Annotated in this window: 24 protein-coding genes and 1 riboswitch; of the genes, 9 read left to right on the top strand and 15 right to left on the bottom strand. The window is 68.6% G+C overall.

What is annotated here, in order from left to right:
- Positions 1-4: 4 nt before the first annotated feature.
- From DBV35_RS12650 to DBV35_RS12640, 3 genes are all read right to left on the bottom strand, one after another.
- Positions 5-922: a hypothetical protein gene (locus tag DBV35_RS12650; RefSeq protein WP_157961710.1), complete on the bottom strand. Its 918-nt coding sequence runs from the start codon at positions 920-922 to the stop codon at positions 5-7.
- A 184-nt stretch (positions 923-1106) separates the two neighbouring features.
- The gene (locus tag DBV35_RS30530; protein ID WP_170134915.1) at positions 1107-3536 is read right to left on the bottom strand and encodes a calcium-binding protein; all 2430 of its coding nucleotides are present in this window, start codon (positions 3534-3536) and stop codon (positions 1107-1109) included.
- A 349-nt stretch (positions 3537-3885) separates the two neighbouring features.
- Entirely contained in the window at positions 3886-4668 is a 783-nt protein-coding gene (locus DBV35_RS12640) for a SpoIIAA family protein (RefSeq protein WP_170134914.1), read from the bottom strand.
- Positions 4669-4798: 130 nt separating this feature from the next.
- On the opposite strand from DBV35_RS12640, the gene DBV35_RS12635 reads away from it, so the two are divergent.
- Entirely contained in the window at positions 4799-5080 is a 282-nt protein-coding gene (locus tag DBV35_RS12635; RefSeq protein WP_108660465.1) for a hypothetical protein, read from the top strand.
- A gap of 139 nt (positions 5081-5219) precedes the next feature.
- On the opposite strand, the gene DBV35_RS12630 is transcribed toward DBV35_RS12635, so the two are convergent.
- The 4 genes from DBV35_RS12630 to DBV35_RS12615 all read right to left on the bottom strand — a co-directional run bounded on the left by DBV35_RS12630 (position 5220) and on the right by DBV35_RS12615 (position 8186).
- Complete coding sequence (locus DBV35_RS12630) at positions 5220-5480, bottom strand: hypothetical protein (protein ID WP_108660464.1); 261 nt, start codon at positions 5478-5480, stop codon at positions 5220-5222.
- A 323-nt stretch (positions 5481-5803) separates the two neighbouring features.
- A complete protein-coding gene (locus DBV35_RS12625; RefSeq protein WP_108660463.1) occupies positions 5804-6040 on the bottom strand; it encodes a hypothetical protein in 237 nt (78 codons plus the stop codon).
- Entirely contained in the window at positions 6037-6786 is a 750-nt protein-coding gene (locus tag DBV35_RS12620; protein WP_108660462.1) for a COG4280 domain-containing protein, read from the bottom strand. Before DBV35_RS12620 ends, DBV35_RS12625 begins: the two co-directional genes overlap by 4 nt.
- Before the next feature lie 84 nt (positions 6787-6870).
- Positions 6871-6932: riboswitch (Fluoride riboswitch) on the bottom strand.
- Between the two features lie 192 nt (positions 6933-7124).
- Complete coding sequence (locus DBV35_RS12615; protein WP_108660461.1) at positions 7125-8186, bottom strand: alpha/beta fold hydrolase; 1062 nt, start codon at positions 8184-8186, stop codon at positions 7125-7127.
- Positions 8187-8534: 348 nt separating this feature from the next.
- Here DBV35_RS12615 and queF point away from each other — a divergent pair, with 348 nt between their 5' ends.
- Positions 8535-9002, top strand: a complete 468-nt coding sequence (gene queF, locus DBV35_RS12610) for a preQ(1) synthase (RefSeq protein ID WP_108660460.1) — start codon at positions 8535-8537, stop codon at positions 9000-9002.
- Between the two features lie 33 nt (positions 9003-9035).
- On the opposite strand, the gene DBV35_RS30200 is transcribed toward queF, so the two are convergent.
- The 3 genes from DBV35_RS30200 to DBV35_RS30630 all read right to left on the bottom strand — a co-directional run bounded on the left by DBV35_RS30200 (position 9036) and on the right by DBV35_RS30630 (position 12368).
- Complete coding sequence (locus tag DBV35_RS30200; protein WP_157961709.1) at positions 9036-9182, bottom strand: hypothetical protein; 147 nt, start codon at positions 9180-9182, stop codon at positions 9036-9038.
- Positions 9183-9330: 148 nt separating this feature from the next.
- Positions 9331-11397, bottom strand: coding sequence for a M13 family metallopeptidase (locus tag DBV35_RS12605; RefSeq protein WP_205648588.1), 2067 nt, complete (start codon positions 11395-11397; stop codon positions 9331-9333).
- 344 nt (positions 11398-11741) lie between these two features.
- Positions 11742-12368: a DUF6928 family protein gene (locus DBV35_RS30630; RefSeq protein WP_205648587.1), complete on the bottom strand. Its 627-nt coding sequence runs from the start codon at positions 12366-12368 to the stop codon at positions 11742-11744.
- A 167-nt stretch (positions 12369-12535) separates the two neighbouring features.
- On the opposite strand from DBV35_RS30630, the gene DBV35_RS12595 reads away from it, so the two are divergent.
- A complete protein-coding gene (locus tag DBV35_RS12595) occupies positions 12536-13246 on the top strand; it encodes a gamma-glutamylcyclotransferase (RefSeq protein WP_108660459.1) in 711 nt (236 codons plus the stop codon).
- Entirely contained in the window at positions 13243-14046 is an 804-nt protein-coding gene (locus DBV35_RS12590; RefSeq protein ID WP_108660458.1) for an alpha/beta fold hydrolase, read from the top strand. The genes DBV35_RS12595 and DBV35_RS12590 overlap by 4 nt, the downstream gene beginning before the upstream one ends.
- A gap of 4 nt (positions 14047-14050) precedes the next feature.
- Here DBV35_RS12590 and DBV35_RS12585 read toward each other — a convergent pair whose 3' ends face one another.
- Both DBV35_RS12585 and DBV35_RS12580 read right to left on the bottom strand, forming a co-directional pair.
- A complete protein-coding gene (locus DBV35_RS12585) occupies positions 14051-14809 on the bottom strand; it encodes a GNAT family N-acetyltransferase (RefSeq protein WP_157961708.1) in 759 nt (252 codons plus the stop codon).
- Positions 14810-14892: 83 nt separating this feature from the next.
- Positions 14893-15534 (bottom strand): glutathione S-transferase family protein, encoded by a 642-nt coding sequence (locus tag DBV35_RS12580; RefSeq protein WP_108660456.1) that lies wholly within the window; start codon positions 15532-15534, stop codon positions 14893-14895.
- A gap of 271 nt (positions 15535-15805) precedes the next feature.
- On the opposite strand from DBV35_RS12580, the gene DBV35_RS12575 reads away from it, so the two are divergent.
- Complete coding sequence (locus DBV35_RS12575) at positions 15806-17269, top strand: calcium-binding protein (RefSeq protein ID WP_157961707.1); 1464 nt, start codon at positions 15806-15808, stop codon at positions 17267-17269.
- A 12-nt stretch (positions 17270-17281) separates the two neighbouring features.
- On the opposite strand, the gene DBV35_RS12570 is transcribed toward DBV35_RS12575, so the two are convergent.
- On the bottom strand, positions 17282-18022 hold the full coding sequence (locus DBV35_RS12570) for an SDR family NAD(P)-dependent oxidoreductase (protein WP_108660454.1): 741 nt from the start codon (positions 18020-18022) through the stop codon (positions 17282-17284).
- Between the two features lie 421 nt (positions 18023-18443).
- On the opposite strand from DBV35_RS12570, the gene DBV35_RS12565 reads away from it, so the two are divergent.
- From DBV35_RS12565 to DBV35_RS12550, 4 genes are all read left to right on the top strand, one after another.
- Positions 18444-19409, top strand: a complete 966-nt coding sequence (locus DBV35_RS12565) for a Bug family tripartite tricarboxylate transporter substrate binding protein (RefSeq protein WP_108660453.1) — start codon at positions 18444-18446, stop codon at positions 19407-19409.
- Positions 19410-19473: 64 nt separating this feature from the next.
- Entirely contained in the window at positions 19474-19977 is a 504-nt protein-coding gene (locus DBV35_RS12560; protein ID WP_157961706.1) for a tripartite tricarboxylate transporter TctB family protein, read from the top strand.
- The gene (locus DBV35_RS12555) at positions 19974-21482 is read left to right on the top strand and encodes a tripartite tricarboxylate transporter permease (protein WP_108660451.1); all 1509 of its coding nucleotides are present in this window, start codon (positions 19974-19976) and stop codon (positions 21480-21482) included. Before DBV35_RS12560 ends, DBV35_RS12555 begins: the two co-directional genes overlap by 4 nt.
- Before the next feature lie 140 nt (positions 21483-21622).
- Positions 21623-22558: a LysR family transcriptional regulator gene (locus DBV35_RS12550; protein WP_108660450.1), complete on the top strand. Its 936-nt coding sequence runs from the start codon at positions 21623-21625 to the stop codon at positions 22556-22558.
- 7 nt (positions 22559-22565) lie between these two features.
- Here the strand turns inward: DBV35_RS12550 and DBV35_RS12545 are convergent, their stop codons facing one another.
- Together DBV35_RS12545 and DBV35_RS12540 are read right to left on the bottom strand one after the other, a co-directional pair.
- Positions 22566-24026 carry an amidohydrolase family protein gene (locus tag DBV35_RS12545; RefSeq protein WP_108660449.1) on the bottom strand — a complete coding sequence of 487 codons (1461 nt, stop codon included), beginning with the start codon at positions 24024-24026 and terminating at the stop codon, positions 22566-22568.
- On the bottom strand, positions 24010-25287 hold the full coding sequence (locus tag DBV35_RS12540) for a TRAP transporter large permease (protein WP_108660448.1): 1278 nt from the start codon (positions 25285-25287) through the stop codon (positions 24010-24012). The genes DBV35_RS12545 and DBV35_RS12540 overlap by 17 nt, the downstream gene beginning before the upstream one ends.
- Positions 25288-25291 lie beyond the last annotated feature (4 nt).

Raw genomic sequence — 25291 nt, 5'->3', positions numbered from 1 at the left:
TGCGCTAGCGTGCGGGCGACAGGGCCGGAAGATCCGCGAGCACCACCTCGGTGATCGCGGCGAGGTCGGTGAAGGTCGCCGCGATCGCGTCATTGACCGCGGCGAGCAGCGGCTCGGCGACGACGATCTCCGCCCGCGAGGGGCGCGCGACGAGCCCCGCCTCGGCAGCCGCCGCGATGATCCGCGAGACTTGCGGGCGCGAGGTGTGGGTCGCCCGCGCGATCTCGGTGATGTTGAAGACGATGCCCTTCCGCCGCGCCACCGGATCGGCGCGCGAATGGGCGAGGCAGAGGTGCATCAGCACGTATTCGCCCCCGTCGCGCGAGACGAATTCGGCAAGGAGCGGCTCGCGGTCGAGCGGGCGGATCCCGTCGACGATGAGCTTGCCGACGCGGGCGAAGAAGAGCGCGCAGAAGCCGTCCGTCTGGAGTGCGGCGAGGGCGCTGCGGCCGACCGGGGAGACCTCGGCGAGCGCGCGGAAGAAGAGGGCGAGGCGGTCGGTCGCCATGCGCAGCATCCGCTCGCTCGGCCGGAACGCCTGGTGCTTACCGGCCTCCGATGGCCCCGCCCGCTCGATGAAGCCGACATGGCGCAGGAGGTGGAAGATCGCCCGCGCCCGCCCGCGGCTCATGTCGCCGTGCGCCTGGAGGACGTCGCAGAGCCGGTTGACGGTGAGGCCGGGGCCAAGCTGCTGGCGGCTCTCGGCGTCGAGATAGAGGGCCGCCCAGAAGGCGAGGCGGCGGCCCCGGTCACCGATCACGAAGCGGCGCACGCGCTGCGCCTTCTGGTGCTCGGTCATGGAGAGGAAGAAGGCGTCGATCGCCGCGGGGAGGGCCGGGTGGTGCCGGATTTCGGCAATCTGGGCCGCAACGAAGGCGCCGTCGCCGGGGCGCGCGGCCGGTTGGATTTCGCCTTTGGTCACGGTCGCCTTCATCCGCACGGGTTGTGGGATGAATAAACAAATCCTCTAGGCGAACCAAGCCGATGCGATGCCCCGGCAGACCGTTACGCACGGCCCAGTCGCGTTGCCGCAATGAAGCGGGGCGAGCCGCCGGGTTTTCGCCCGCGGTCCGCCCGATTGTTGCCCCGGTGATTCGGAGCCGTCCTCAGATGAGGACGGTCTCCAGGATCTCCTCCGCCGTCACGCCGAGGACGAGGACCGTGTCGTGCCCGTGCTCGACCGTCAGCAGCGCGCCGCGCGGGGTGTCGGTGACCTCGATCGTCTCGAGGTCGACCGCGAATTGGAGCGCGTCCTCGCCGAGGGTGAAGTCGGTCACTGTGTCGTGGCCGAAATGGCGGCCGAAGGCGAAGGTGTCCGCCCCGTCGCCGCCCACCATGGTGTCGTCACCCTCTCCGCCGACGAGCGTGTCGTCGCCCGCCCCGCCGAAGAGGCGGTCGGCGTCCGGTCCGCCGGCGAGAAGGTCGTCGCCTTGGCCGCCGCGCAGCGTGTCCTCACCGGTGCCGCCGACGAGGGTGTCGTCCGCCGCCCCGCCGAGGAGGCTGTCATCGCCCGCGCCGCCCGCGAGGGTGTCGCTATCGTTGCCGCCGATGAGCGTGTCGTGTCCCTCGCCGCCCGAGAGGCGGTCCTCGCCGTCGCCGCCGTCGAGGAGATCGTGGCCCGCGCCGCCGGAAAGACGGTCCGCATCGTCGCCGCCAGAGAGGGTGTCGCGGCCGGCGCCGCCGAAGAGGGCGTCCTCGCCCGGCCCGCCATTCAGGCTGTCGTGGCCGCGGCTGCCGAAGAGGTCATCGTCGCCCGCGCCGCCATAGAGGCTGTCCGCGCCGCCGAGCCCGTTCAGCCAGTCGTCCTCCGGGCCGCCGAGGAGAAGGTCCGCCCGCGGCGTCCCGATCTCGACGAGCGGCGCAGCGCCGGTGGCGGAGAGGTCAACCGCGTACCAGGCGATGCCCTCGTACTCGTATCCGGCGCGGATGCCGGCGCGATAGTCGGCGGTGTAGAAATGGTCGCTCAGCTCGGCCGAGTAGAAGCGGTGGATGGCGCTCGCCCCGTCGGCCTCGGCGGCGAGGCCGTAGAAGACGACGCCCTCGTTCACGTAGCCGGATGCCGGGTCGGAGAGGGCGGCGATCTCGTCCGCGTCGGCTGTCAGGATGTAGTCGCTCGCCTCGGCATTGTAGAAGCGTGTGATGGAGAGCGGCGTTGCCCCGCCCCATTCGCTGGAGAAGGGAACGCCCGCCTCCTCATAACCCTCGCCGAGCAGCGTGTTCGCCTCGTTGGTGCTCGCCGTATAGACGTGCGTGCCGTCCTCCGGGTCGATGAGCTGGAAGACGACGGCGAGACCGTCCGCGAGGTCGTAGTCGGCGAGATGTTGCGCGGCGTAGCTGACCGTCGCCGGATCGTCGAGCGCGACGTCGATCGTCATGCGCTGTGCGGCGGCCCGCTCGGTGTAGATGACGCCCTCGGTCGGGGTGCGGCCGGGACCGCCCGGATTGTAGAGGTCGCTGTAGCCCTCCACGTCCGAAGTCGGGATCTCCACCACGGTGAGGAGGCGCATCGCCGCCTCGTCACCGGCGAGGATGATGTCGAACTGGTTGTCGTGATCCTCGACATAATAGGCCGGGTCGTCGCCGCCGTTCGGCGCACCCACCTCGGCGAGGCCGACGACGCGGATGGTGCCGACGCCGAGATCGTAGTCGACGCCGACCTCGGAGATGACGACCGTCTCGCCTTCGAGGGTGACGGCCTCGAGGCGGAAGAAGTCGGCGAACTGGTCGGCCATGATGCCGCTCACCCCGTCGGGCGAGAAGCCGCCGGAGGTGAAGAGGCGGAGGCGGAAGTCCGCATCGTCGCCATAGAGGGCGCCGCCGTCATTGACGCTGACCGCGCCCATGCCGGTCGGGGCGAAGTCGCCGACCTCGGAAAAGGCCGTGAGCTTCGCGCCGACGAGCTGCGGGCCGCCCTCGTCCACGTATGGGTTGGAGCTCTCGCGGGTGAGGCCGACGGCGGAGACGGGGCCGTTCGGGCCGACCGCCATCAGCGGCGTGTCGTCGGCGACGATCGAGACGCTGACGGGGTAGACCGCGCCTTCCTCGCCGGGCGCGAGGCGGTTGCCGAACTCGCCGAAGATGACGACCGTGGAGCGCTCGTTGAAGTCGTAGTTGGGGTTGAGGGCGGCGGCCTCGGGGGTCACCACCTCGCCGGTGTTGAGCGTGATGGCGAAGTCGGTCGGGTCAAGCGTGCTTGCGAGGATCGGGAAGGAGAACTCGATCGGCATCGCGTCGGCATATTGGACCACCGCCCCGAAGCCCGCGCCGACGACGCCGATGATGGACGCGGCCGAGGTGATGTTGCGCGCGGGTGCCGCGGGGTCGAGATCGGCATAGTCGAGGTTCATGCCGGCGCCGGCATCGACGGCCGTCTGGTAGTTGCCCGACTGGAGGCCCGGAATGCCCTGGATCCCCTCGAACCCGAAGTTCGCGGCGAGGATCGTGAGCTCATCGCCCCACAGATCCGCGTTGAGCAGAATGTCGCGATGCAGCGTCAAATAACCGGGGGTGGTCGTCGGGTCGGGTGTCGTGGCCATGTCGATGTCGGTGTCTTGAAGGGGTTGATCGGGGGCCGGGCCGCGTGTGGCCCGGAAAAAACTCTGCCTGCGTTCGGAAACAATCGCGACGGTCCCGTGCCGTAAAAGGCGTGCAAAGTCCTGCAATTGTTCAGCTTTGTTGCCGGACACAACAATGAGGAGACCGGCACGCGCGCCACGCGATGGTCACCGGCGGTTGCGCGTGAAGGCAACGTCAAAATGTGGATCACCCCGGCGGCGGAGCGGCGCGCAGGAATTTCACGAATGCTCGGGCGAGCATCCGTCCAAGCTCAAGGCGGAGAGGGCAGGGGGCCGCAGCCCGTCCGGTGCGGGCGAGATCGGCGCGCCGTCAGGACGTGCCGGTCGTGTCCGCGGGCGCGTCGGCCGGCTCCGGCGTCGCGATCCAGTCCTTCGCCTCGTCCAGCTTGTCGGCCGGGAAGATGTGGACCTCGCCGGGGATCAAGGGGGCGAAGGCCTGTGTCGCGAGGCGCACCCACTCCTTGTCGGAGACGACGGCGATGCGCGAGAAGGCGCTGAGATGGGAGAGGCCGACGCGCGCGTCGCTCCACATCGCCCCCGGCGTCACCGAGGTGAATTCCGGCCCGATGCGGTAGATCAGCTTGATCTTCCGGTGCCGGGCGAGCATCCGCTCGACCGCGGGGACGATCGTGTCGGCATAGTCGCGCGCGGTGATGGCGCCGCGCAGGTCGAGCCCCAGCACGTCATCGGGGAGGCCGGTCATCAGGACCGCCTGTCCGCCCGGATCGGCGGTCGTCGCCACCCAGTCGAGCGCCTCGGCGAGCGCGTGCTCGGGAAAGCGGCGGATGTCGGCCCAGACGAAATGGCGGGCGAGGTGAGGGGCGAGGTGCAGGATCGTCGCGTCGGAGACGAGCGCGATCTTGCCGATCCGCCGGTGATGCTCGCGAATGAAGCGGACATGATCGAGAAAGGCCGCGAAGTTCGCCCAGCCGGGGAAGGCCTTGGCGTGGATCACGAGGCTCGGCGGCCGGTCGTCCGCGTGAGCCATCGTCTCGAACCGCTCCGACAAGCGGGAAAAATCGTCCGCCGTCAGCTCGCCCGATGGCTCGACGATCAGCGCGTGGTGGGCATCGTCCTCGGTGATAGTGAGCATCGCTTCCTCCAGCCTCGGTGTTCGCGCCTTTTCCGGCGCCCGGTCCTCACCGGCGAACGCGTCTCGCGCGCGTCTTCGTGAAAGCGTAAGCTCGTCCTTGCGCATCGGCGCGGCAAGGCTTGTTGAGACCGTGACACGCACCTGTCGGACACTGATCGGGCTTTTCGCCATCCTCTATTTCGGCGCGCTCGCGCTTTTCGCGATCGGCGCGCTCGGCCTTTTCGGACAGGAGCGCGACCCGCTGGCCGGCGTCTTCCTGCTTCCGCTCGGCCTGCCCTGGAATGTCCTCTTCCTCGAGGGGCTGCCGGACTGGGCGCTTTTCGTGTCCGGTCTCGCCGCGCCGCTCGTGAACCTCGCGATCCTCATCTTGCTATGTCGCTACTTCTCCAAGCGACGCGCATGCGGGGCTTGAGACGGAGGCAGGTTGCCGGCCGGCGAGGTCATCCCGAAGTCCCGGCGATCAGAGGGCATGGGCCTGCCCCCTGACCCTTTCCTGATCGGCCGGCGTCTCGGTCGGCCGCGCGCGGGATCACGGTCGTGATCCGGATCCGCTATTTCGCCAGCACCGAGTTGGCGTTGTCGACGAGCGCCATGCAGCGGTCATAGTCGCCGCTGTTGCGGGCGTTGGACGCCTGCGTGGAGAGGTTCCGCGCCTCGATGCGCGCGGCCTCGCCAACACCCTGCTGGCTCGTGATCTTCGTGTTGATTTCGGTGATGCCCGCGTCACACTCTTCCATCGTGGCGGCGTAGGCGGTTGTCCCGAATGTCATCGTGAGTGCGATGGCGAGAACGGTCATCTTCGAGATGGTCATGACGTTTCCTCTGCATTCGATTGGCATTTTCTGCGAGTAACAAGTCACGCGAGCCTTGGAGTTCCAAGCTGGGATCCTGGCGCTGTTCTCGAATTCCGTCGCCGATGCGTCGTCGGCGGAAAGTAGCCTGGCCCAGCAACCGAAGGAAATTTGCTTTCCTACCTTGGCGCTTCCAAAGCCGGCGTGAGATTTATCAAAAAGTGTGAAGCTTTCCAACCGGATTTACTACAAATATTAGCATGAAATATTGTTAATCGAGGCGCCACACGGCGCCTGATCAGAGGCATTGCCTTCGTCGGCGTGGCCGGTCGGAGCGGGCGCGGTCAGTCGCGCTTCGGCGCGGCGGCCGCCCGCGCGCGTCGGGCCGTGATCTGGACCGCCCCGAACGCGATCAGGAGGCAACCGACGAGGAGGACCGCGCCGCCGAGGAGGGCGGGCGCGCCGGCGATGTCGATCAGCACCGCCGCCAGGATCACGGTGCCGAGAACCGCGAGGGAGAGCCGCAGGTCCCCGAGGAACATGCCGACGAGCTCGGCGAAGACGTCACGCAGGATGTTCATCGCGCGGCCTCCCCGGCAAGCTGGCGGGCAAAGCGCGCAGCGGTGAGGCCGGTAACGAGGAAGAGGGCGGCGAACACCAGGAGCGAGAGGTCGCCGGCGGGCCAGACGATCCCGAGCCCCTCGCCCGTCCAGTAGACGCCGAAGGCGGAGAGCATCACGCCGACGCCGAACTTGATGCTGTTCTCCGGCACGGTCGAGAGCGGCCGATGGATGAAGGCGCCGACGAGAAGCACCGCGCCGCAGGCCGCGATCGCGCCGATGCTCGCCGGCCACAGGAGCCCGCGGCCCGCGCCGACCGCGATGACGATGAAGACCACCTCGAGCCCCTCCAGAAGCACCGCCTTGAACGCGGTGATGCCGGCGATCCAGTCGAGCGAGGTCTTGCGGCGGGCAGCCTCGGCGCTCAGCGCCGCCGTTTCCGTCGCGAAGATCGTGTCCTCGTCGTGGAGCGGGATGACCCCGGCCGAACGGAGCGCCGCCTTGCGCAGCCACCCCATGCCGAAGAGGAGGAGGAGCACGCCGATGGTGAGCTGGAGGACGTGGAGCGGCACGCGGTCGAGCACGGGACCGAGCGCGACGACGATCGCCGCGAGCACGGCGAGCGCCGCTCCGGTGCCGGCGATTGCGGGCTTCCAGCCGCGCAGCGTCGCGACGGCGAGGATGATGGTGAAGGCTTCGACGACCTCGACGAACGAGGCGAGAAAGGCTGAGCCGATGGCGGGCGCAGCGGTGGACCAGTTGGACATGCTTCCGTCCCTTCCCGAAAAACGACAACGCGATTGCGGCGATCCGGGAAGCAGCGGGACGAGCGATCCTGTCTGCGCCTGAAGCGCCGGACAGGAGTCATCAGCCGTGGACGGCGGTTTCGGGGGACCCCATCCCCATCCTGGTCGTGGTTCTGGTGCTTGGACCTCCTGGCGTGGGCCCCGTCGGCGGCATCCGCCAACGGGCCGCCTCCGACACTATTTGGCCAGTCGCGCCGCGCCGGCAAGAGCGATCGCAGGTCGGGGGGCCGCCCCATGGGCGAAATGTCCACGGGGCCGGGCGCAGCAGGGGGCGGGCCTCGCGGTCCGCCCCCGCCGGATCATTCGGGAAGGCCGTCGAGGAAGGACTTCAGCGGCTCGGCATAGAGCGCGCCCTGCGAGCCCGTCGTGCCGTGCCCGCGCGTCTCCTTGCTCTCCGGGATGATGTACGCGCTGACATTCGGCATGCGCTCCACCACGGCGTCGAGGATGCCGAGCTCGGTCGGGTTGCGCTCGTCGTCAGCCGAGTTGATCGCGAGCACGGGCGCCTTGATCGCGTCGAGTTGGCCCGACGGGTCGAAATCGCGCGAGGCGTCCCACTGGTACATCGTGTCGTTGGCGTCCTTCGCCTTGGCCTTGCCGAGCAGGTCGTCGACATAGGCGTCGGCCTTCTCGCGCGTCGCGCCGATCTCCTGGAGGCGCATGTTGCCGCCGTTGGTGGCGATGCCGAACCAGACCTGCGCGATCGCGAGGTTCGGCGGCTGCTCCGTATAGTTGCCGTCATTCCAGGCGGGGTCGGACCGGACCGAATCCACCAGCATCCGCCGCATCATCCAGTTGCGCCCGGACATCGCGGACGGGAGCGAGGCCATCGGCACCAGCGCGTCCATGAAGTCGGGATGGGCGATGCCCCATTCCCAGGTGATCATCCCGCCCATGGAGTTGCCCATCACGAGGCGCAGATGATCGAGGCCGAGATGGTCCTTCACGAGGCGATATTGGGCCTCGACCATGTCGTTATAATTGTAGCGCGGGAAGGCGGCGCGCATCCCGTCTGACGGCTTGGAGCTGTCGCCCGCGCCGATCGCGTCCGGCAGGATGATGAAATAGTGCGAGGCGTCGAGCGGCTGGCCGGGGCCGAACATCGCGCCCGCGAACCCGTCGCCGAGGAAGCTCGCCCCGCTGCCGTTCGTCCCGTGGATGAGCAGAACGGGTTCCCCGCCCGGATCGCCGATGGTGCGGTAGTGCACCTTCATCTCCGGCATCGTCTCGCCGGTGTGGAAGGTGAAGTCCTTGATGACATAGTCGCCCTCTTGCGGGGCCGGATAGTCCGCGGCGGCAGCCCCCAGAGTGGCGGCGAGCGTGAAGGCCGCGGCCCCGAAGGCCGCTGTCATTCTGTGCATTGCGTGTTCCCTCCCGGAACGATTTTTATGGCTCGTGCACTGGCCGGCCGTCGGCACGTGGGGCGCGATGCCGGTGATATCCCGGCAGCGGTCCCAGCAGGCGGACAACCGACCGTTGAAAAGTCTAGCGCACATTCGCCGCGATGCTGAACCCATCAATTGCCGGGGGGCTGCACGATTTCGCGAAGGCAACCCGATCGGCGCCCGGTACGGCGCCGGCGAACGTCCCGGCGGCAAGGAAGCGCTTGACGGCGGCGGGGTCTGACGCACTACGAGGACGGGGGCGCCACGTGCGGTGATCACGGCGGCGCGGGTGCCCAATCCATGACATCATGAGGCTCGAACGCAGTGTCCAAGAGCGAGATCTACGCCAACCTCACGCAGCTCGGGCAGCCGAGCGCGATCCCGGCCTCCCCGGAGGAGGCGGTTCTGGAGCGCGTGCCGAACCCGCAGGCGGGCGTGCGCTATGGCGTGCGCTTCACGGCGCCCGAGTTCACCTCGCTCTGCCCGATGACCGGACAGCCGGATTTTGCCCATCTCGTGATCGATTATGTGCCGGACGGTTGGCTCGTGGAGAGCAAGTCGCTGAAGCTCTATCTCACGTCCTTCCGCAATCACGGCGCGTTTCATGAGGATTGCACCGTCGCGATCGGCCTTCGCCTCGTCGATCTTCTCGCGCCGCATTGGCTGCGGATCGGCGGCTACTGGTACCCGCGTGGCGGGATGCCCATCGACGTCTTCTACCAGACCGGCCCCGCTCCGGCCGACATCTGGCTCCCGGACCAGGGCGTGTCGCCCTATCGCGGTCGGGGTTGACGGAGGCCGGCCCTCAAGACTGGCCGGCCGCCGCTATTCTTCTTTCTTCGACCCGACAAATTCGTCGAGATAATTGTCCGTGCGTGCGAACTGGCGGTCGATCAACCAGTTCGGGGCGTCCTGCGGGAAGATCCGCGTCACCCTCAGCACCACCCATCGCACCCTCGACCATCCACCCATGCCCATTCTCCTGAGAAGCTGATCTACATAACAGGATGGTAATGCTGGGTTTCATCCACAAGACCCATCGCGGCCGTGTGATCGATAGAATTCGCGTCGTTGCCTGGAAGAAATACTGTCGATTTGCAACGCGCCGAACCTCAATGCACTACCAGGCGTGCACGCGTTTCTCGGGTGCGAGCCACATCGGGTCGCCTTCCTCGATGCCGAAAGCCGCGTAGAACGCATCGACATGCTGGAGCGGCGCGACCGCACGGTAGGCGTTGGGCGCGTGATTGTCCGTCTGCACGAGATTGCGCAGGAACGTCTCGCTGTCCTTCGCGGACCAGAGCTGCGTCCACGCGATGAAGCAGCGTTGGGCCGGGGTGAGGCCGTCGATCGCGACATCCTCGTCCGGATGCTCGGCGAGGTAGGCCATCAGCGCGTCGTAGGCGATGGTGATGCCGCCGACATCGGCGAGATTCTCTTTCACGCTGAGTGCGCCATTCACGGTGACGCCCGGCAGGATCTCCGTCGCGTCCGCCTGGTCGACGAGCTTCTGCGCCTCCACCTCGAAGGCGGCGGCGTCGGCTTCGGTCCACCAGTCCCTCAGATTGCCGTCCGCGTCGAACTGCCGGCCGCCGCTGTCGAACCCATGGGTGATCTCGTGCGCGATCACCCCGCCGAGCCGGCAGAAATTCACCGCTGCGTCCATGTCCGGGTCGAAGACCGGGGGCTGGATCATCGCGGCCGGCACCTCGAACCCGTTGAGGGAGGGGTTGTAGGCGGCGTTGATGACGATGGGCAGCGTGCTGCTCGCATTGAACGGGTCATCCTCCACCGGGCCGCCGAAGCGGGACCGCTCGCGCGCATTGGTGAAGATATTGAGGTTTATGAGGTTCGCGACCGGATCCGGCCCGATCGCGACGCCGCTATAGTCCACCCACGCGTCCGGATAGCCGACGCGCGCGGTGAAAGCGTCGAGCTTTTCGAGCGCCGCCTTGCGGGTCTCCTCGGACAGCCAGTCGCGCGTCTCGATGCGCGTGCGGAAGGCGGCCTGGAAGCGCGCGATGATGTCGAGCGCCGTCGCGCGGCTCTCCTCGGGGAAGAAGCGGTCGACATAGATCTGGCTGACGGGCTGGCCGAGATTGGTCTTCAGCAGCGTGAGGACCCGCTCCTCCCGCGGCGGCATGATCGCGACGCCGGTGAGCGCCTTGTTCAGCGCCAGAAGCGGGGTGTCGAACGCGCTTGAGAGGCCCGACACGAATTTCCCGACGACGAGGAAGGCGGCGTAGTCCTTGAAGTCCTGCAGCGGCCGCGTCGCGAGCATGCGCGACAGGACAGGCAGATAGCGCGGCTGGCGCAGGATCAGCTGCTCGGGCGGATCGAACCCGAATTCGTCCACGAACTCGGCGAGGTCGAGGTTCGGTATCTGCGCCTGGAGGTCGGCGAATGCGATCGGATTATACCAGTTGCGCGGGTTGACCATCTCCTCCGGCGTGAGCTCGGCGCCGTGGAGCTCCACCTCGATCGCGACGATGGTCTCGGCCATGCGCGCGGCTTCGTCCGCCGCGTACCCGGCAAGCGTCAGCGTCTCGACGATGAAGGCCCGGTAGGCGGTGAGCCGGGGCGAGTCGATCGGGTCGTTGTAGACGTTCTCGAGCCGCAGCGCGGGCTCCCCGGCGATCCCCCAGAGCACGTAGCGCGTGGTGTCCGCGAGGTCCGCGCTCGGCACGATCGCGAAGAGGAAGGGGGACGCGGTGATGTCCGCGTAGTGCGCCATGTAGCGGGCGAGATCGTCGGTGGAGGCGATCGCCGCGATCCGGTCGAGCTCCTGCCTGAGGGGCGCCATTCCGGCCCGGTCGCGGGCGTCGAGGTCCATGTAGGCGTTGTAGAAGTCGCCGACGAGTTGGACCGCGCTCCCGCGCGGGGCGGTCGCCGCGCCCTCGGCCGCCTCCTGAAGCACGGCCTTCATCTGGTGGGTGACGTGGTCGTCGGTGATGCGCAGGAAATTGTAGGAATCGAAGCGGGCCGGACGCTCTATCCGGTCGAGCCAGCCGCCTGCGGCGTAGCGGTAGAAGTCCGTGCCGGGGTCGACGCTCCGGTCCATGTTGGCGACGGAGAAGGCGAGCTGGTCGGGGCCGATGGGGGTGATCTCGGCGGCCGCGGCATCGCCCAGCATCGCCGGGAGGGCGGCGGCGAAGGCGGCAAGTCCACGGTTCAGCAAGACGCGCATGTCGACCTCCTCGGATGGCTCTGCGGCCAATTCTTCTTCGGAATTGGATCGATGCAGCAAAGCCGCAAGCTTCAACGCAGTACAGCGTGAACCTTAGCGGCAATTGGCGTCATTTTCGATGTGAAATCGACTGCGTGGGCGAGATGGCTGCGTGGAACAACGGCGTACTTCTTCGGATATTTGAGAACGCAGGCTCGCTCATCTCAGGGAATTGACTCGTTGTTTGCGGCGGATCGAGCGGGAGAGTTGGCCCGGATCTTCGTCCATCTTGTGCGACGCCATTGCGATGCGTCGCCTCGCATTGTGGGGCGCGCCGGCGGCGTCAAGTCTTCCCGTTGAGCCGCTCAGAACGGCCAGAACCGGGACGTCCGCTTCAGCCCGAATGTCGCGATGGGGACGTCATAGGGGTCCCAGACCCATTCGCTGTCCTTGCCCACGAACTGGAAGCCGAGCTGGTGCAGCATCGCGGCCTCGGACAGGTCGAGCGGGTGGAAGGGCAGGGGATAGTCCTCCACCGGACGCTTCCCATCCCAGTAGGGTGCCTCGAAAGGGAGGGGCTCGCCGATGTTCTCGAAGATGCCGTCATCCGGGTTGAGGCTCAGCGATCGCACAAGCCGACCCTCGTGCCAGAGGCCGAAGGCGAGCCAGTCCACGCCGCTGTGCGTCGCGTGGACATAGGCGTATTCGCCAAGGGAGGGATCGAACCAGCGCCGGTCGATCTCCGAGGGTTTGTCCTTGGCAAGATCGTTGTGCGCGACGATCCGCACGCCGCCATAGACGCCTGCGAAGACCTGCCGCTTCGTCGGATAGAGCGCGGCGAGCACGCCATCCCCGGTGTCGGCGAGGACCTGTCCCGGCAGCAGGCGCTCCGCGAGATTGCGGGCGGCCGTTCGGTCCAACGCCGGATTGCCGGCAAGGGCCTTCCTCGGGTCGTGGTCGAAGTAGGCGATGAACCAGGCCTTCGTTCCCATCGTCACGCTCCCGCCGCTTGCTCGCGGCCGACCTCGAACGAAACGGTGCGCGGGGTCAAGTTTGCTCGCCTGCCGAGATCGCCCGCTTCGCCGAAACCGATTTCATTTCCATTTCCCGCATGCGCGGCAAATAGTGCAGACCCTCCAATTGCCGCGAGGCTCGGCCGATGGTGCGGATCGCGAAAACCCTGTCGCTCACGCCGGAGATCGTGGCGCGCGTCGAACGACTGGAGCCCGACCCCGGTCCGGAACCCGGCACCGAGGAACACTCCGACGCCGATCTCGACCAGCTGGCGCGCGCCCTCCTCGACGAGCATTGCCCCGAGACGCTGCTCGTCTTCGCCTACGGCTCGCTCATCTGGAACCCGGAATTCGAGGTCCGGTCGAGCGCGCGGGTACGGCTCGGCGGGTGGCATCGCGCCTTCTGCATGCGCCTCACGCGCTGGCGCGGGACGCGCGAGGTCCCCGGCCTCATGATGGCGCTCGATCGGGGCGGGTCGTGCACCGGAATGCTCTATGCCCTGCGCGGGGCGGATCACCGGGACCAGATCATCCGCCTCCTGGAGCGCGAGATCGACGCCAAGCCGCCGACCAACGTCGCCCGCTGGGTCGGCGTCGCCACCGAAGCGGGCCCCGCGAAGGCGCTCACCTTCGTCGCGGACCCAAAGGGTCCCGCCTATGCGGGGCGAATGCCGCTGGAGGAGGTGGCGGGGATCGTCGCCCGCGCCGCCGGCCATTGGGGCTCGACCGCGATCTACCTGCAGCGCACCGTCGAGCAGCTCGAGGCGCACGGCATCCGCGACCGCAATCTGTGGCGCCTCCAGGAGATGGTCGCGCGGGAGATCCTCGCGATGCCCGCCCCGCTGCGCCCCGCATGAAGCGCGGCCGCGTCAACGGCGTTACCCTTGCTTACGAGGAGGCGTACGGAGCGGGGCCGCCGCTCGTCTTCGTCCACGGCTGGTGCTGCGATCACACCCACTTCGCCCCGCAATTCGACCATTTTCGCACACGCGGGCGGCGGGTGATCGCGGTTGATCTGCGCGGCCACGGGGCAAGCGAGGCGCCCGCCGGGCCCTACACGATGGCGACCTTCGCCGATGACCTCGCCGCGCTGATCGAGACGACGGTCGGCGGCAAGGCCGTCATCGTCGGCCACAGCATGGGCGGGATCGTCGCCTTCGACCTTGCCGTCCGGCGGCCCGAATGCGTCGCGGCGATCGCGATGGTGGATGCGGCGGTGACGCTCCCGCCGGGCGTGCGCGAGGCGATCGAGCGTATGATCGGCGCGCTCGCCGGACCCTCCTACCGCGAGGCGATGCGCGACTTCGTCCGCCATGCGCTCTTCATGGCGACCGACGACCCGGCCCGCTGCGCCGCCATCCTCGAGACGATGAGCGCGACCCCCCAGCACGTGATGCACGCCGCCTTCACCGGCCTGCGCGATTTCGATCCCGACGAAGGGGGGCGGCGCCTCACCGTGCCCGGCCTCTATATCGCCGCGAACGAGCCGACGCCGCGCGCCGACATGGGCCGCCTCCTGGCCCTCGCGCCCGAGCTCATGCGCGGCCGCACCGTGGGGGCCGGCCATTTCTGCCAGCTCGAGGTCCCCGACCAGGTGAACGCGATGCTCGACCGCTTCCTCGCGCTCGCCGCCCCGCCTGGCCCCGACCGGCCCTAGGAGCCTAGCGCGTGTGGCGTGCGCCGCCGCGCGTCGCGCCGCACGTGAGGATGTCCTCGCGCATCACGAGGCCGCTCCCCTCGATCATGCGCCGGGAGGGGATGTTGTCCTCCGCCGCATATTCGACAATCGCCTCGGCCCCGTGGGCGAGCATCGCCTCGATGGCGGCGTCGTTCACCGCGCGCCCGAGCCCCGCCCCCCGCGCCGCCTCGTCCACCGCGACGAGCCCGCACCACGCCGTGCGGTGCCAGGGGCTGTGCGCGTTGAAGCCGAAATAGCCGAAGGCGGTCGCGCCGATGGCGCCGGCCTCGTCGCGTGCGACGACGAGCGCCACGGGGCCCGCCTCGCCTGAGAGCGTGCGCACCGTCAGCGGGGCGATCCCTTGGCGGCGCAGGAAGTCCATCACCTCGGCGAGCGGCTCCGGTCCCGCCTCCACGGCGATCCGGTAGCCGGCGGGCGTGGGGCTCGGGCGTCGCCGCGCGCGGATCTCGTCGGCCGTGCCGTGGAAGATGCGCCAGGAATGGAGGCCGAACCCCCACGCGCCGACCCGCGCCGCGATCTCCGGCTGCGTCTCTGCCGGAACGTGACGGAAGACGAAGATCCCGTCTTCTTGCGCGTGCTGCTCGATGATGTCCCACCCGAGCCGGTCCGGATCGTCGGTCCCGATCGCGCGCCCGGCATGGCAGGCGCCCGGCGTCAGGCGCGTCCACTCGTGAAGGCGGTCGACCTTGTCGAGAAGCGGGTCTCCGTTGGTCGGCAGCATTCGGACGCCTCCGGCGAAATGCGAAGCATCCATCCTATCACGCGGCGCCGGGGCAACCAGCGGGACGGGCGACGGCGGAGGGTTCAGCCGCGCGGCCTCGGCCGTGTCGCGGCGACGGACGGACGGTCGGCGAAATGGTCGACGAGGGTGGCGAGCGCCGCGCGGTCGCGCCAGGGGAACATCGCCCCGGCGTCGACCATCCCGACCGCGCAGATGAACTCGATGTCGGCGAGGCAGAAGGCGCCGGGGGCGAACCCCTCCCTGGTGGCGCGCGCGTCGAGCCAGTCGAGCTGATGGCGGATCCGTTCGAGCTGGCGCCGATGATAGGGGAGGGTGGCCGGCTCGGTCCCGCAATCCTCGAGGTCGCCGCCATAGAGGAAGAGGGCGATGATCGTCTCGCTGAAGGCCTGGAGTGTTGCGCGCAGAGTCTCGTCGGCCCAGCGCGCCTCGGGCCGGACCGGCGTCGCGAGGAGCGGCGGACGCGCCCGCCCATCGGCCCGCTCGCCGTAGGTCTCGAGGAGGTAGGCGGCGATCACGTGCGAGTCGAAGAGGGTCTCGTCACCGTCGACGAGCACCGGGATGGTGAGGTTCGGGTTGATCGGCCCGATCGCCTCGACCGGCCGCATCCGGTCGTACTGGTTCGGCGTGAAGGCGAGGTCGAGCTCGGCGAGCAGGATCCGGATCTTGCGGCCATAGGGAGAGAGGTCGCTGAAGAGCAGCTCCATGCGCAGGGGACTCCTTGCGGGGCGGAGCACCGTCCGCGGTGCCGGATTGTGGTTGCATCAGGTTGACGGATGCAACCCTTGCGGCGGTTTTAGTTGACAATTGAAATATTCCATCCGATAGCGCGTCACCCTCATAAATTTATGGATGTGTGCGCGTATCATGATCGGCGGCATGTTTTTCGTTAAGTATGACTTTACCCCTTTGGAGGAGAAGCCGGAGCATCCTCGCGAAAGGCTCGTGGTTTTCGGGGAGGATCTCTCTCGCAAATACTTGCTGATTAAGGACCTTTCCGAGACTGCGCCGGACTATATCCCGCGTGAAGGGTGGGTCGAGGTCTCGGTGGCGGAGGTTTACCTCCAGCACCACGATTCAACGCCGCCCGGCTACACGGACGAACGCCTCTTCCATAGTGACCAGTGGGGCGCCGGCGGGTCGATCACGGAGTGGGATCTCGAATACATCAACGACCTCGAGCGCATTCCGCTCGACAGGATCACCATTCCCGAAGGCCGGCCCGGCGTCGATGACGCGCTCGACCGGGTGACGGACATGGTCGTCGACTACGCCGTCGAGCAGGGCATCTCCGAGAAGCGCGCGCAGCACATCATGGACTATCGCGCCGGGATCTATCTGGAGCTCGGCGAATATATCGAGACACAGCTGACCCTCGCGCGCCGCTATTATGCGGGCAAGATCGAGCTTAAGCACTTCAGTCAGAAGCTGATCGACGCCGGTGACCATTTTTCCCGGATCTTCGACACGTGGGGGGTGACGGAGATCGTCCCGCCGAAGCTCCGCGACTATATCGAGGGCCTGCGCTACTTCATTTCACCCGAAGGGGACGAGGTCCGGGCGATCGGGTCGATGGACGATGCGGTCAGCCCGGATGGCCCCGATGTCCTGACCGGCGGCACCGGCGACGCGACCGTCTATGACGGGGTCGGCGACGATGTGTACATCTTCGGGCGCGACTCGACCGTCGTCTATGCCGGACGCGGCGAGAACATTTATGTCAACGGCCACGGCGGCACGGTCGTCGACTTCACCTACTACCCCGGGCGGATCCGGGTGGATCTCGAAAAGGGCACGGCGGGCAAGTCGACGCTCTACGACGTCCATTCGGTCGTCGGCAGTCCGGGCGACGACACCCTCCTCGGGACCGACCTCTATAGCGGCATCGATGGCGGCGACGGCGACGACTTCATCCGCGGCGGCGAGAAGAAGGACCGCCTGGTGGGCGGCGACGGCGACGACACGGTGAAGGGCCTCTATGGCGACGACTATCTCTATGGCGGCAACGGCAACGATCTCCTCCGCGGCGATGGATCGTTCGACGTCCTGCGCGGTGAAGGCGGCGATGACACCCTCTTCGGCGGCGAGAAGGCCGACACGCTCGAGGGAGGCGCGGGTGACGACGTGCTGCGCGGCGACGCTTCGGGCGACGAGCTCATCGGCGGACCCGGCAACGACCGTCTGACCGGCGGTCCGGATGCCGACACCTTCATCTTCTGGGCGCGCGAAGGCTACGACCACATCACCGATTTCGACCCGGAGCGGGACGTCATCCGTCTGCCGAAGCATCAGTTCAGCATGAGCGATCTGGACTTCATCACGCTCGACGACGGCGACCTCCTGATCAGGGGCCCCGGCCTCAGGATCGTCCTCGATGACGGGGCGCACCTCAACCCGTCCTCGGACTGGTTCTTCTTCTTCGTCGATTCCGCGGTGGTCTGACCGCGCCGCGCCTCAGGTCGCGGTGTAGCCGCCGTCGACCAGCATGTCGGTCCCGGTCATGAAGCTCGCCCCGTCGCTGGCGAGGAAGAGGGCGGCCTCCGCGATCTCCTGCGGGCGGCCGACGCGGCCTAGGGCGTGGCGCGCGCCGAGCGCGGCCTCCACGCCGGCCTCGTCACCCATCACCTTGAGGAGGCGGCTCGTCATCACCGCGCCCGGCGAGAGGCTCACCGCGCGGATGCCGTCCTCCGCATGGTCGACGGCGAGGCTGCGGGTGAAGGCGATGAGGCCCGCCTTGCTCGCCGAATAGGGCGCGCGCCCCTTCGCCGTCACCGTCCCGAGCTGGGAGGCGATGTTGATGACGACGCCGCCGCCGCCCGCGATCATGGCGGGGAGCGCCGCGTGGCACATCAGGAAGGCGCCGGTGAGGTTCACCTCCAGCGTGCGCCGCCACGTCGCCGCGTCGATCTCGGTGACCTTGCCCGTCATGTACGGGAGGGCCGCGTTGTTCACGAGGATGTCGATCCGGCCGAACTCGGCCATCACCGCGGCGACGGCGGCCGCGACGGCGGCGTCGTCGCTGACATCGCAGGCGAGCGCGATCCCGCCGGCGGGCGCGGGCGGGACCGCCCCCGCAAGGTCGAGCGCGGCGACGCGGGCGCCGGCGGCGGCATAGCGCGCCACGATGGCTGAGCCGATGCCGCCGCTGGCGCCGGTGACGATCGCAACGCGCCCGTCGAGGGGGAGATCAGTCATGGAATCGCTTCCTTCTGCGGCCCACCGGCGCGCCATCATCCATCCAACGCGCGCACCGTAGCACCGGCCCCGCGCTAAGTCCGGACCAATCAAAGGTTTTCCGCCCCGCGTTCGGACTGTCCACCGCGGCGCGGCGAGCCGGAAGGGCCTGCGAAAGCCCGCGGACCGCCTGGCGTTGTGGCCCGGCGCGGCGCGGGCGGAGGCGGCGCATCGCGTCCGCCGCGCAAAACGGCAAGAACGGCGTTCTCATCCGCAACCGCCCCGTGTACGGTGTGGCACAATCGCGCGGGTCCGTCCGCCGGCCCTGCCAAGCCGGAAGCCGGAGCGTCCCCGCCGAAAGGACACGAGGAAGCGCCGGCGCGGCCCCACCGCGCGGCATCGAAATGAGCCGGTCGCAAAGACCGGCCAGAGGAGGAACTTGATGCGATATTCACTCGCCGCGCTGGCGCTCGCCAGCGCCCTGCCGCTGATGGCCGGCGCACCCGCCCTCGCGCAGGACTTCCCCACCAAGGACGTGCGCGTCGTGGTGCCCTGGGGCGCCGGCGGCGGCACCGACGCGATCGTGCGCAAGATCACCACGCTCGCCGAGGCCAATCTCGGCGGCACGATGTTCGTGGAGAATGTCGAAGGCGGCGCGAGCGCCACGGGCATCATGGAAGTCATGAACGCCCCGGCCGACGGCTACACGGTCGGCGCGCTCACCTATGACAGCGTCATCACCGTGCCGCGCCAGGGGCTCCTGAAGAGCTACTCGCTCGACAAGCTGAAGCCGATCGCCCGCATCACGAGCGAGCCCGACGCGCTCATGGTCTCCAAGAACGCGCCGTTCCAGACGTTCGACGAGATGATCGCGGCGGCGAAGGAGAAGCCGGGCGAGATCCGCGTCGGCATCCAGAATATCGGCTCGCGCACGCACCTTGCGATGCTCCGCCTCCAGGCGCTGACGGACACCCAGTTCGATCTCATCGCCTATCCGGGCGGCGCGGCCCCGCAGAAGGAAGCGGTCCTGTCGGGTGAGGTCGAGGTGATCGTGACCAGCCTCGGCGACTTCGCCCCGCTCATCCAGTCGGGCGACGTGAAGGGCGTCATCGAGTTCTCGACGGACCGCAACCCCACCTATCCGGACGTGCCGACCACGCAGGAGAAGGGGATCGACCTGCAGATCGGCAGCTTCATCATCCTCGAGGCGCCGGCCGCCACCCCCGCCGCGACGCTCGAGAAGCTCACCGACGCCTACCAGAAGGCCTATGACAGCGAGGAGTTCCAGGGCTGGGTCTCCACCATCGGCGTGACGCCGAGCTGGCTCGCCGGCGACGAGGCCTCAGCCTGGATCGGCAGCACCCAGGAAGAGCTCTTCAAGCTGATGGACGAGATCGAAGGCAAGTAAGCCCGACATGGCGGGTCCGGCCCCGGCCGGGCCCGCCTTTCGCACAATTGGATCCGGCGGTCCCATGCATCTCATCGCACGGCTCATCGTCCCGCTCGTCCTGATCGGCTTCAGCGTCGTCTATTATATCGAGGCCGGGGCGATCCGCTCGATCTACGACACCGGGCCCATCAAGTCCGGTGACTATCCGAAATTCCTCGCCGTCGCGCTCGCCGTGTCGGTGCTCGTGGCCGTCGGGCTCGACCTGCGCCGCGCCAGGGTGAAGGACGAGGACGCGGCGCCGCTCGACTGGAGCGGGCTCGTCTCGGCCGCGCTCGTGATCGCGACCTGCGCCGTCTATCTCGTGCTCTTCCAGCTCACCGGCTATTTCATCTCGACCTTCCTCTTCTCGCTGACGCTGCTCGCCATCTTCTCGCGCCTGAAGATGAACATCCCGCGCGCGGTGATCGAGGCGGCCATCCTGACGGCGGTCGTCTACGGGCTCTTCGCGGGCCTCTTCAACGTCCGCCTGCCGGCCTTCCCATCCTTCGGCGCGGCCGAGCCGCCGGCCGTGGAGGCGCCCAAATGAACTATCTCGCCGATGTTCTGGCCGGCAGCGTCGCGCTGTTCCAGCCCTCGGTCCTGGGCTTCATGGTCCTCGGCTTCCTGATCGGCACCTTCTTCGGCGCCGTTCCGGGGCTGACGGCGGTCCTCGCGATCGCGCTCCTGCTGCCGTTCACCTACAGCCTCGACGCGGTGAGCGCGCTCGTCATGTGCGCCTCGATCTTCATGGCGGGGATGTATGCGGGGTCGATCACCGCGACGACGGTGAACATCCCCGGCGCCCCATCCTCGATCATGACGGCGATCGAGGGTTACAAGCTGATGCAGAAGGGGGAGGGCGCGAACGCGCTCGGCCACGCCGCGCTCGGCTCGATGATCGGCGGCGCGGTCGGCGCGATCCTCCTCCTCGTCTCGATGCCGATCACCGCCCAGCTCGCCCTCCTCATCAAGACGCCGGGCAAGTTCTCGCTGATCCTCTTCGCCCTCGTCGTCATCGTCGTCGCCCAGCGCGGCGAGGTCGCGAAGGCGGTGGTCGCCGCGGTCCTCGGCATGATGATCGCGACCATCGGCGTCGACGTGATGCAGCCGATCCCGCGCTTCGCCTTCGGCACCGAGACGCTCGTGGAAGGCATCGATCTGATGCCCCTCATCATCGGCACCTTCGCGATCAGCGAAATCATGCTCCAGGCGACGACGCGGGACGATCCGGCCCTCATCGCCGCCGCCAGCAAGGCGGCGCGCCAGTTGCGCCGGCGCGACTTCATCCCGCGCTGGAGCGAGATCCGCGAGATCGGCTTCTTCACCTACCTGAAGAGCTCCCTGATCGGGTACGGCGTCGGCGTGCTGCCGGGGGCCGGCGGCTCGATGGCCGCGTTCGTCTCCTACGCGGAGGCGATGCGCGTCTCGCGCAAGAGCCACGAGTTCGGCAAGGGGAGCCGCGAGGGGATCGCGGCGGCGGAGACGGCGAACAACTCGATGTGCGGCGGCGCGTTCGTGCCGATGCTGATGTTCGGCATTCCGGGCGATCCGACGACGGCGGTGGTGCTCGGCGTCCTCGTCATCAACGGGCTTCAGCCGGGTCCGCAGCTCCTCACCACGCAGACCGAGCTCCTGGGGCCGATGATGGGCTCGCTCTTCTTCAGCGCGCTCCTCCTCATCCCGCTCTCGCTCTTCCTGTTCGGCCCGTTCTTCATCCGTATCGTGTCGATCAGCCGGCCGCCGCTCTACACCGCGATCGGCCTCGTCGCGCTCGTCGGGGCCTATGTCGCCACCTACTCGATGTTCCAGATGGCGCTCACCCTCGTCTTCGGCGTGCTCGCCTTCGGTCTGCGCCGGTCGGGCTACCCGATCGTGACGCTGCTGCTCGGCTTCATCCTGGGGCCGAGCCTCGAAGAATATCTGCGCCGCTCGCTGACCCTCTCGAAGGGGGATCCCATGATCTTCCTCACGAGCCCGGACAGCCTCGCCTTCCTCGTGTTGACGGCAATCTTCGTCTTCATGTTGACTCGGCCCCGGCGCGCTGCGGCCTGACGCGGGCCATCTCGCGCCGGGCTGCGACCGGAGAACACTTGCCAGGGACCCGCTCCGCCTGAGAGTGGTCGGCTCGTGGCGCGACGACGCCGCGTGCCCGACCCGTCGTCGTCGCGCGTCCGACTGGGAGACTCTGGCCGATGCGGCACATGCGGATCTGGACCTATGTCGACGAGGCGGCGCGGTCCGGTTCGCTGCGCAAGGCCGCCGAGAAGCTGAACATCACCCCCTCCGCCCTCCAGCGCCGCATCCGCGACGTGGAGGAGGATCTCGGCACCCCGATCTTCGAGCGCACCGCGCAAGGCATCCACCTCACGGCGGCGGGCGAGGGGATGCTGCGCTGGATCCGCGGCCAGGCCGCCGATCTCGACCGGCTGAAATCGCAGATCGAGGACATGTCGGGCCTCAGGCGCGGCAACGTGCGCATCTGCTGCAGCCAGGCGCTGGTGCCCTTCTTCCTGCCGCAGGAGATCACCCTTTTCCGCAGCGTCTTCCCGCAGGTGCGCTTCAATGTGGAGGTGCGCGACCACGCCGTCGCCGTCAGGATGCTGCGCGAGTTCGAGAGCGACCTCGCCATCGTCTTCCGCCCCGACCGCAGCGTCGACATCCAGCCATTGTGCGTCCTCGGCCAGCGCCTCGTCGCGATCATGGCGCAGGACCACCCGCTCGCGAAGAAGCCGGGCCTCAGGGTGCGCGACTGCGTCGGCTACCCGATCGCGCTGCCGAGCAGCGATTTCGGCACGCGCGCGATCATCGACGACCTCCTCGCCCGCAGCTCCGCCCGGCTCGACGTGCAGCTCGAATCGAACTCGTTCGAGCTGTTGCGCAACCTCGCGCGCGGCGGCGACGTCGTGACCTTCCAGGCCGAGATCGGCGCCCCCCATCCGCCCCAGTCGGACGGGCTCGTCTACCGTCCCCTCAGCGACAAGGACGTCGCGCACGGGCCGCTCGTCGTCTGCCAGCTGAAGGGCCGCACGCTCCCCGTCGCGGTCGCGAAATTTGCCGAGCAGCTCGCCCGCCATCTCGACGCGCTCCGCGTGGAGCCTGTCGAGGGCGCGGAGGCCGCGACCGGCTGAGGCGGGCTCAGCTGCCCGCCGCGCTCTCCCGCGCCCGCCGCTCGTCCGCCGCCATCGCCGCCGCGAACGCCGAGAGGTGGGTCGCGCGCGCGACGGCGGCCGCCTTGGCCTCTGCGGCGCGGGCGGCTGCGGCGCGGAGCTTCGCCGCATGGGCGGCGTCGCGCACGAAGACGGTGCGGCCCGCGACCATCGTGCGGCACACGGCGTCCGCGCGCACGGCGAAGACGAGCTGCTGCACGGCGTCGTGGAGCGGGGCGAGAGAGGGGGCGGCAAGGTCGTAGAAGGTGAGGTCGGCCGCCGCGCCCGGTTCGATCCGGCCGCGCACATCGGCCTGGCGGAGCGCCGCCGCGCCGCCCGTCGTCGCGAGATCGTAGGCCGCGGCCGCGGAGGTCGGCTCGCCGCGCACCCGCGAGACGAGCGCCGCCAGCGCCATCGCCTCGTGCATGTCGAGCGTGTCGCTGGTGCTCGCCCCGTCGGTGCCGAGGGCGACGGTGATGCCGCGCGCGAGCAGCGTGGCGATCGGCGCGGTGCCGACCTGGAGCTTGGCGTTGCTCGCCGGATTGTGGATTGGGATCCCGCCCTTCGCGGCGAAGGCGTCGATGTCGCCCTCGTCCACCCAGACGCAGTGGGCGAGCGACCAGCGCGGCGACAGGATGCCGAGCGCGTCGAGATGGGCGACGTTCGAGACGCCATGCCGCGCGCGGCTGAGGTCGCGCTGCCGGCGCGTCTCCAGCATGTGCGCGTGAAGGCCGAGATCGCGCGCCTCGGCCAGTGCCGCGCTGGCGGTGAGGAGGGCGTCGGAGCAGCGAAGCGGGTTCGACGGGCCCGGCATCAGCGCGATGCGCCCATCCGCCCCATGCCATGCCGCGACGGCCTCGGTGCAGACCCCGATCAGCGTGTCGACGCTCTCAGGCGCGAGCGGCGAGGGGTCCGGCGGGACGAGGCCGCTCTCCGGCCGGGGCAGGATGTCGTCATAGGCCCCGTCGAAGATGCGGAGCGCCAGGGTGCAGCGCAGCCCCGCGTCGCGGTAGGCGGCGACGGCGGCCTCGATGTCGGCAAGGCCCGGATTCTGCTCGGGGAAGTGGTCGATCATCGCCGTGGTGCCGCCGGCGAGCGCCTCCAGCGCCTGGGCGTAGGCGTGGGCGTAGACCTCCTCGGCGCGGCGACCGGCGGTGTCGGCCTGGTTGCGCCACATGAAGCCCACATGGCCGAGCCCGTCCGTCGTCCCGCGCAGCGAGACAAGCGGGGAGTGGGTGTGCGCGTTGATGAGCCCAGGCGCCACGAGCGTGCCGGTGGCGTCGAGCACCTGCTCGCCCTCGATCCCATCCGCGCCCGGCTGCGCGATCCGCAGGATGGTCCCGCCGCTCACCCAGAGGTCGCGCGGCAGGGCGGCGAGTGGGCCGCCGTCCTCGGCGAGGAGGACGTGCCCGCCCGCGATGCGCAGCGGCGGCTCAGCGATAGAGGGCATTGGGCAGCGCCATCGAGATCCACGGGACGTAGGTGATGATCATCAGCCCGAGGAGGACGATCAACGTGCTCGGAATGACCGCGAGCGCCACGATGTGGATCGGCTTTCGCGTGATTGCGCACGCCACGAAGAGGTTGAGGCCGACGGGCGGCGTCATCATCCCGAGCTCGACATTGACGAGGGTGATGATCCCGAAATGGACAGGATCGACGCCGACCGCGTTGATGATCTTCAGCATCAGCGGGGCGAGGATGATGACCGCGGACGTCCCGTCGAGGAAGCAGCCCGCGACGATCAGCACGATGTTGAAGAGGAGGAGGATCAGGAGCGGGTTGTCGGTCGAGGAGAGGACGCTGTTCGCGACGGAGGAGACAATCCCCTGGCTCGCGAGCATCCATGAGAGCGCCGATGCGCCGGCCGCGATCAGGAGCAGCGTCGCCGAGACGAGCCCCGTCTCGCGCAGCACGGTGACGAGGGTGCGCAGGCTGATCGTGCGGTAGATGAAGACGCCCACCACCAGCCCGTAGAACACCGCGACGGCGGCCGATTCGGTCGGTGTGAAGACGCCCGTATAGATGCCGCCGAGAAGGATGACCGGCAGGCCGAGGCCGAATGAGGCGTCCTTGATGGCGCTCAAAATCTCGCGCCCGCTCGGCCGCGCCTCCAGCGGCACGCGGTAGAGCCAGCCGGAAAAGCCGCAATAGATGATGAGCATCCCGGCGAGGAGAAGGCCGGGGAGGAGCCCGGCCGCGAAGAGCTGGCCGATCGAGGTGCCGGTGACCGCGCCGTAGATGATGAGCGTGATGCTCGGCGGGATGACGATGCCGAGCGAGCCGGCCGTCGTCATGAGGCCGATCGAGAAGCGCTCCGGATAGCCGGCCTGGATCAGCGCGACGATCATGATGCTGCCGATCGCGGCGAGCGTCGCCGGGCTCGACCCACTGATCGAGCCGAAGAAGAGACACGCGACAACGCCGGAGGCCGCGAGCCCGCCGGGGAGCCATCCGACGAGGACGCGTGCGAGGCGGAGGAGCCGTTCCGCGATCCCCGCGACGCGCATCAATTCGGCCGCGAGCACGAAGAACGGGATCGACATCAGCGTGAAATTGTCGATCCCCGCGAAGAGGCGCTGGGCGACCACGACGGTCGGCGAGGAGGTGAAGATCCCGACCCCGAGAAAGGCCGAGAGGGCGAGCGCGACGAAGATCGGCACGCCGACGAGGAGCCCGCCACAGACGAGCGCGAGAATGATGAGGGGCATCAGA

This window comes from Acuticoccus kandeliae (assembly GCF_003073115.1).
The sequence above is the reverse complement of the archived record's forward strand: the minus strand, read 5'-3'. Positions and strand labels throughout refer to the sequence as shown.

Coding starts and splice junctions, on each gene's coding strand:
- DBV35_RS30530 (WP_170134915.1), bottom strand. CDS start 3,536: ATGGCCACGACACCCGACCCGACGACCACCCCCGGTTATTTGACGCTG.
- DBV35_RS12640 (WP_170134914.1), bottom strand. CDS start 4,668: ATGCTCACTATCACCGAGGACGATGCCCACCACGCGCTGATCGTCGAG.
- DBV35_RS12630 (WP_108660464.1), bottom strand. CDS start 5,480: ATGACCATCTCGAAGATGACCGTTCTCGCCATCGCACTCACGATGACA.
- DBV35_RS12625 (WP_108660463.1), bottom strand. CDS start 6,040: ATGAACATCCTGCGTGACGTCTTCGCCGAGCTCGTCGGCATGTTCCTC.
- DBV35_RS12620 (WP_108660462.1), bottom strand. CDS start 6,786: ATGTCCAACTGGTCCACCGCTGCGCCCGCCATCGGCTCAGCCTTTCTC.
- DBV35_RS12615 (WP_108660461.1), bottom strand. CDS start 8,186: ATGCACAGAATGACAGCGGCCTTCGGGGCCGCGGCCTTCACGCTCGCC.
- DBV35_RS30200 (WP_157961709.1), bottom strand. CDS start 9,182: ATGGGTGGATGGTCGAGGGTGCGATGGGTGGTGCTGAGGGTGACGCGG.
- DBV35_RS12605 (WP_205648588.1), bottom strand. CDS start 11,397: ATGCGCGTCTTGCTGAACCGTGGACTTGCCGCCTTCGCCGCCGCCCTC.
- DBV35_RS30630 (WP_205648587.1), bottom strand. CDS start 12,368: ATGGGAACGAAGGCCTGGTTCATCGCCTACTTCGACCACGACCCGAGG.
- DBV35_RS12595 (WP_108660459.1), top strand. CDS start 12,536: ATGGTGCGGATCGCGAAAACCCTGTCGCTCACGCCGGAGATCGTGGCG.
- DBV35_RS12590 (WP_108660458.1), top strand. CDS start 13,243: ATGAAGCGCGGCCGCGTCAACGGCGTTACCCTTGCTTACGAGGAGGCG.
- DBV35_RS12585 (WP_157961708.1), bottom strand. CDS start 14,809: ATGCTGCCGACCAACGGAGACCCGCTTCTCGACAAGGTCGACCGCCTT.
- DBV35_RS12580 (WP_108660456.1), bottom strand. CDS start 15,534: ATGGAGCTGCTCTTCAGCGACCTCTCTCCCTATGGCCGCAAGATCCGG.
- DBV35_RS12570 (WP_108660454.1), bottom strand. CDS start 18,022: ATGACTGATCTCCCCCTCGACGGGCGCGTTGCGATCGTCACCGGCGCC.
- DBV35_RS12565 (WP_108660453.1), top strand. CDS start 18,444: ATGCGATATTCACTCGCCGCGCTGGCGCTCGCCAGCGCCCTGCCGCTG.
- DBV35_RS12560 (WP_157961706.1), top strand. CDS start 19,474: ATGCATCTCATCGCACGGCTCATCGTCCCGCTCGTCCTGATCGGCTTC.
- DBV35_RS12555 (WP_108660451.1), top strand. CDS start 19,974: ATGAACTATCTCGCCGATGTTCTGGCCGGCAGCGTCGCGCTGTTCCAG.
- DBV35_RS12550 (WP_108660450.1), top strand. CDS start 21,623: ATGCGGCACATGCGGATCTGGACCTATGTCGACGAGGCGGCGCGGTCC.
- DBV35_RS12545 (WP_108660449.1), bottom strand. CDS start 24,026: ATGCCCTCTATCGCTGAGCCGCCGCTGCGCATCGCGGGCGGGCACGTC.
- DBV35_RS12540 (WP_108660448.1), bottom strand. CDS start 25,287: ATGCCCCTCATCATTCTCGCGCTCGTCTGTGGCGGGCTCCTCGTCGGC.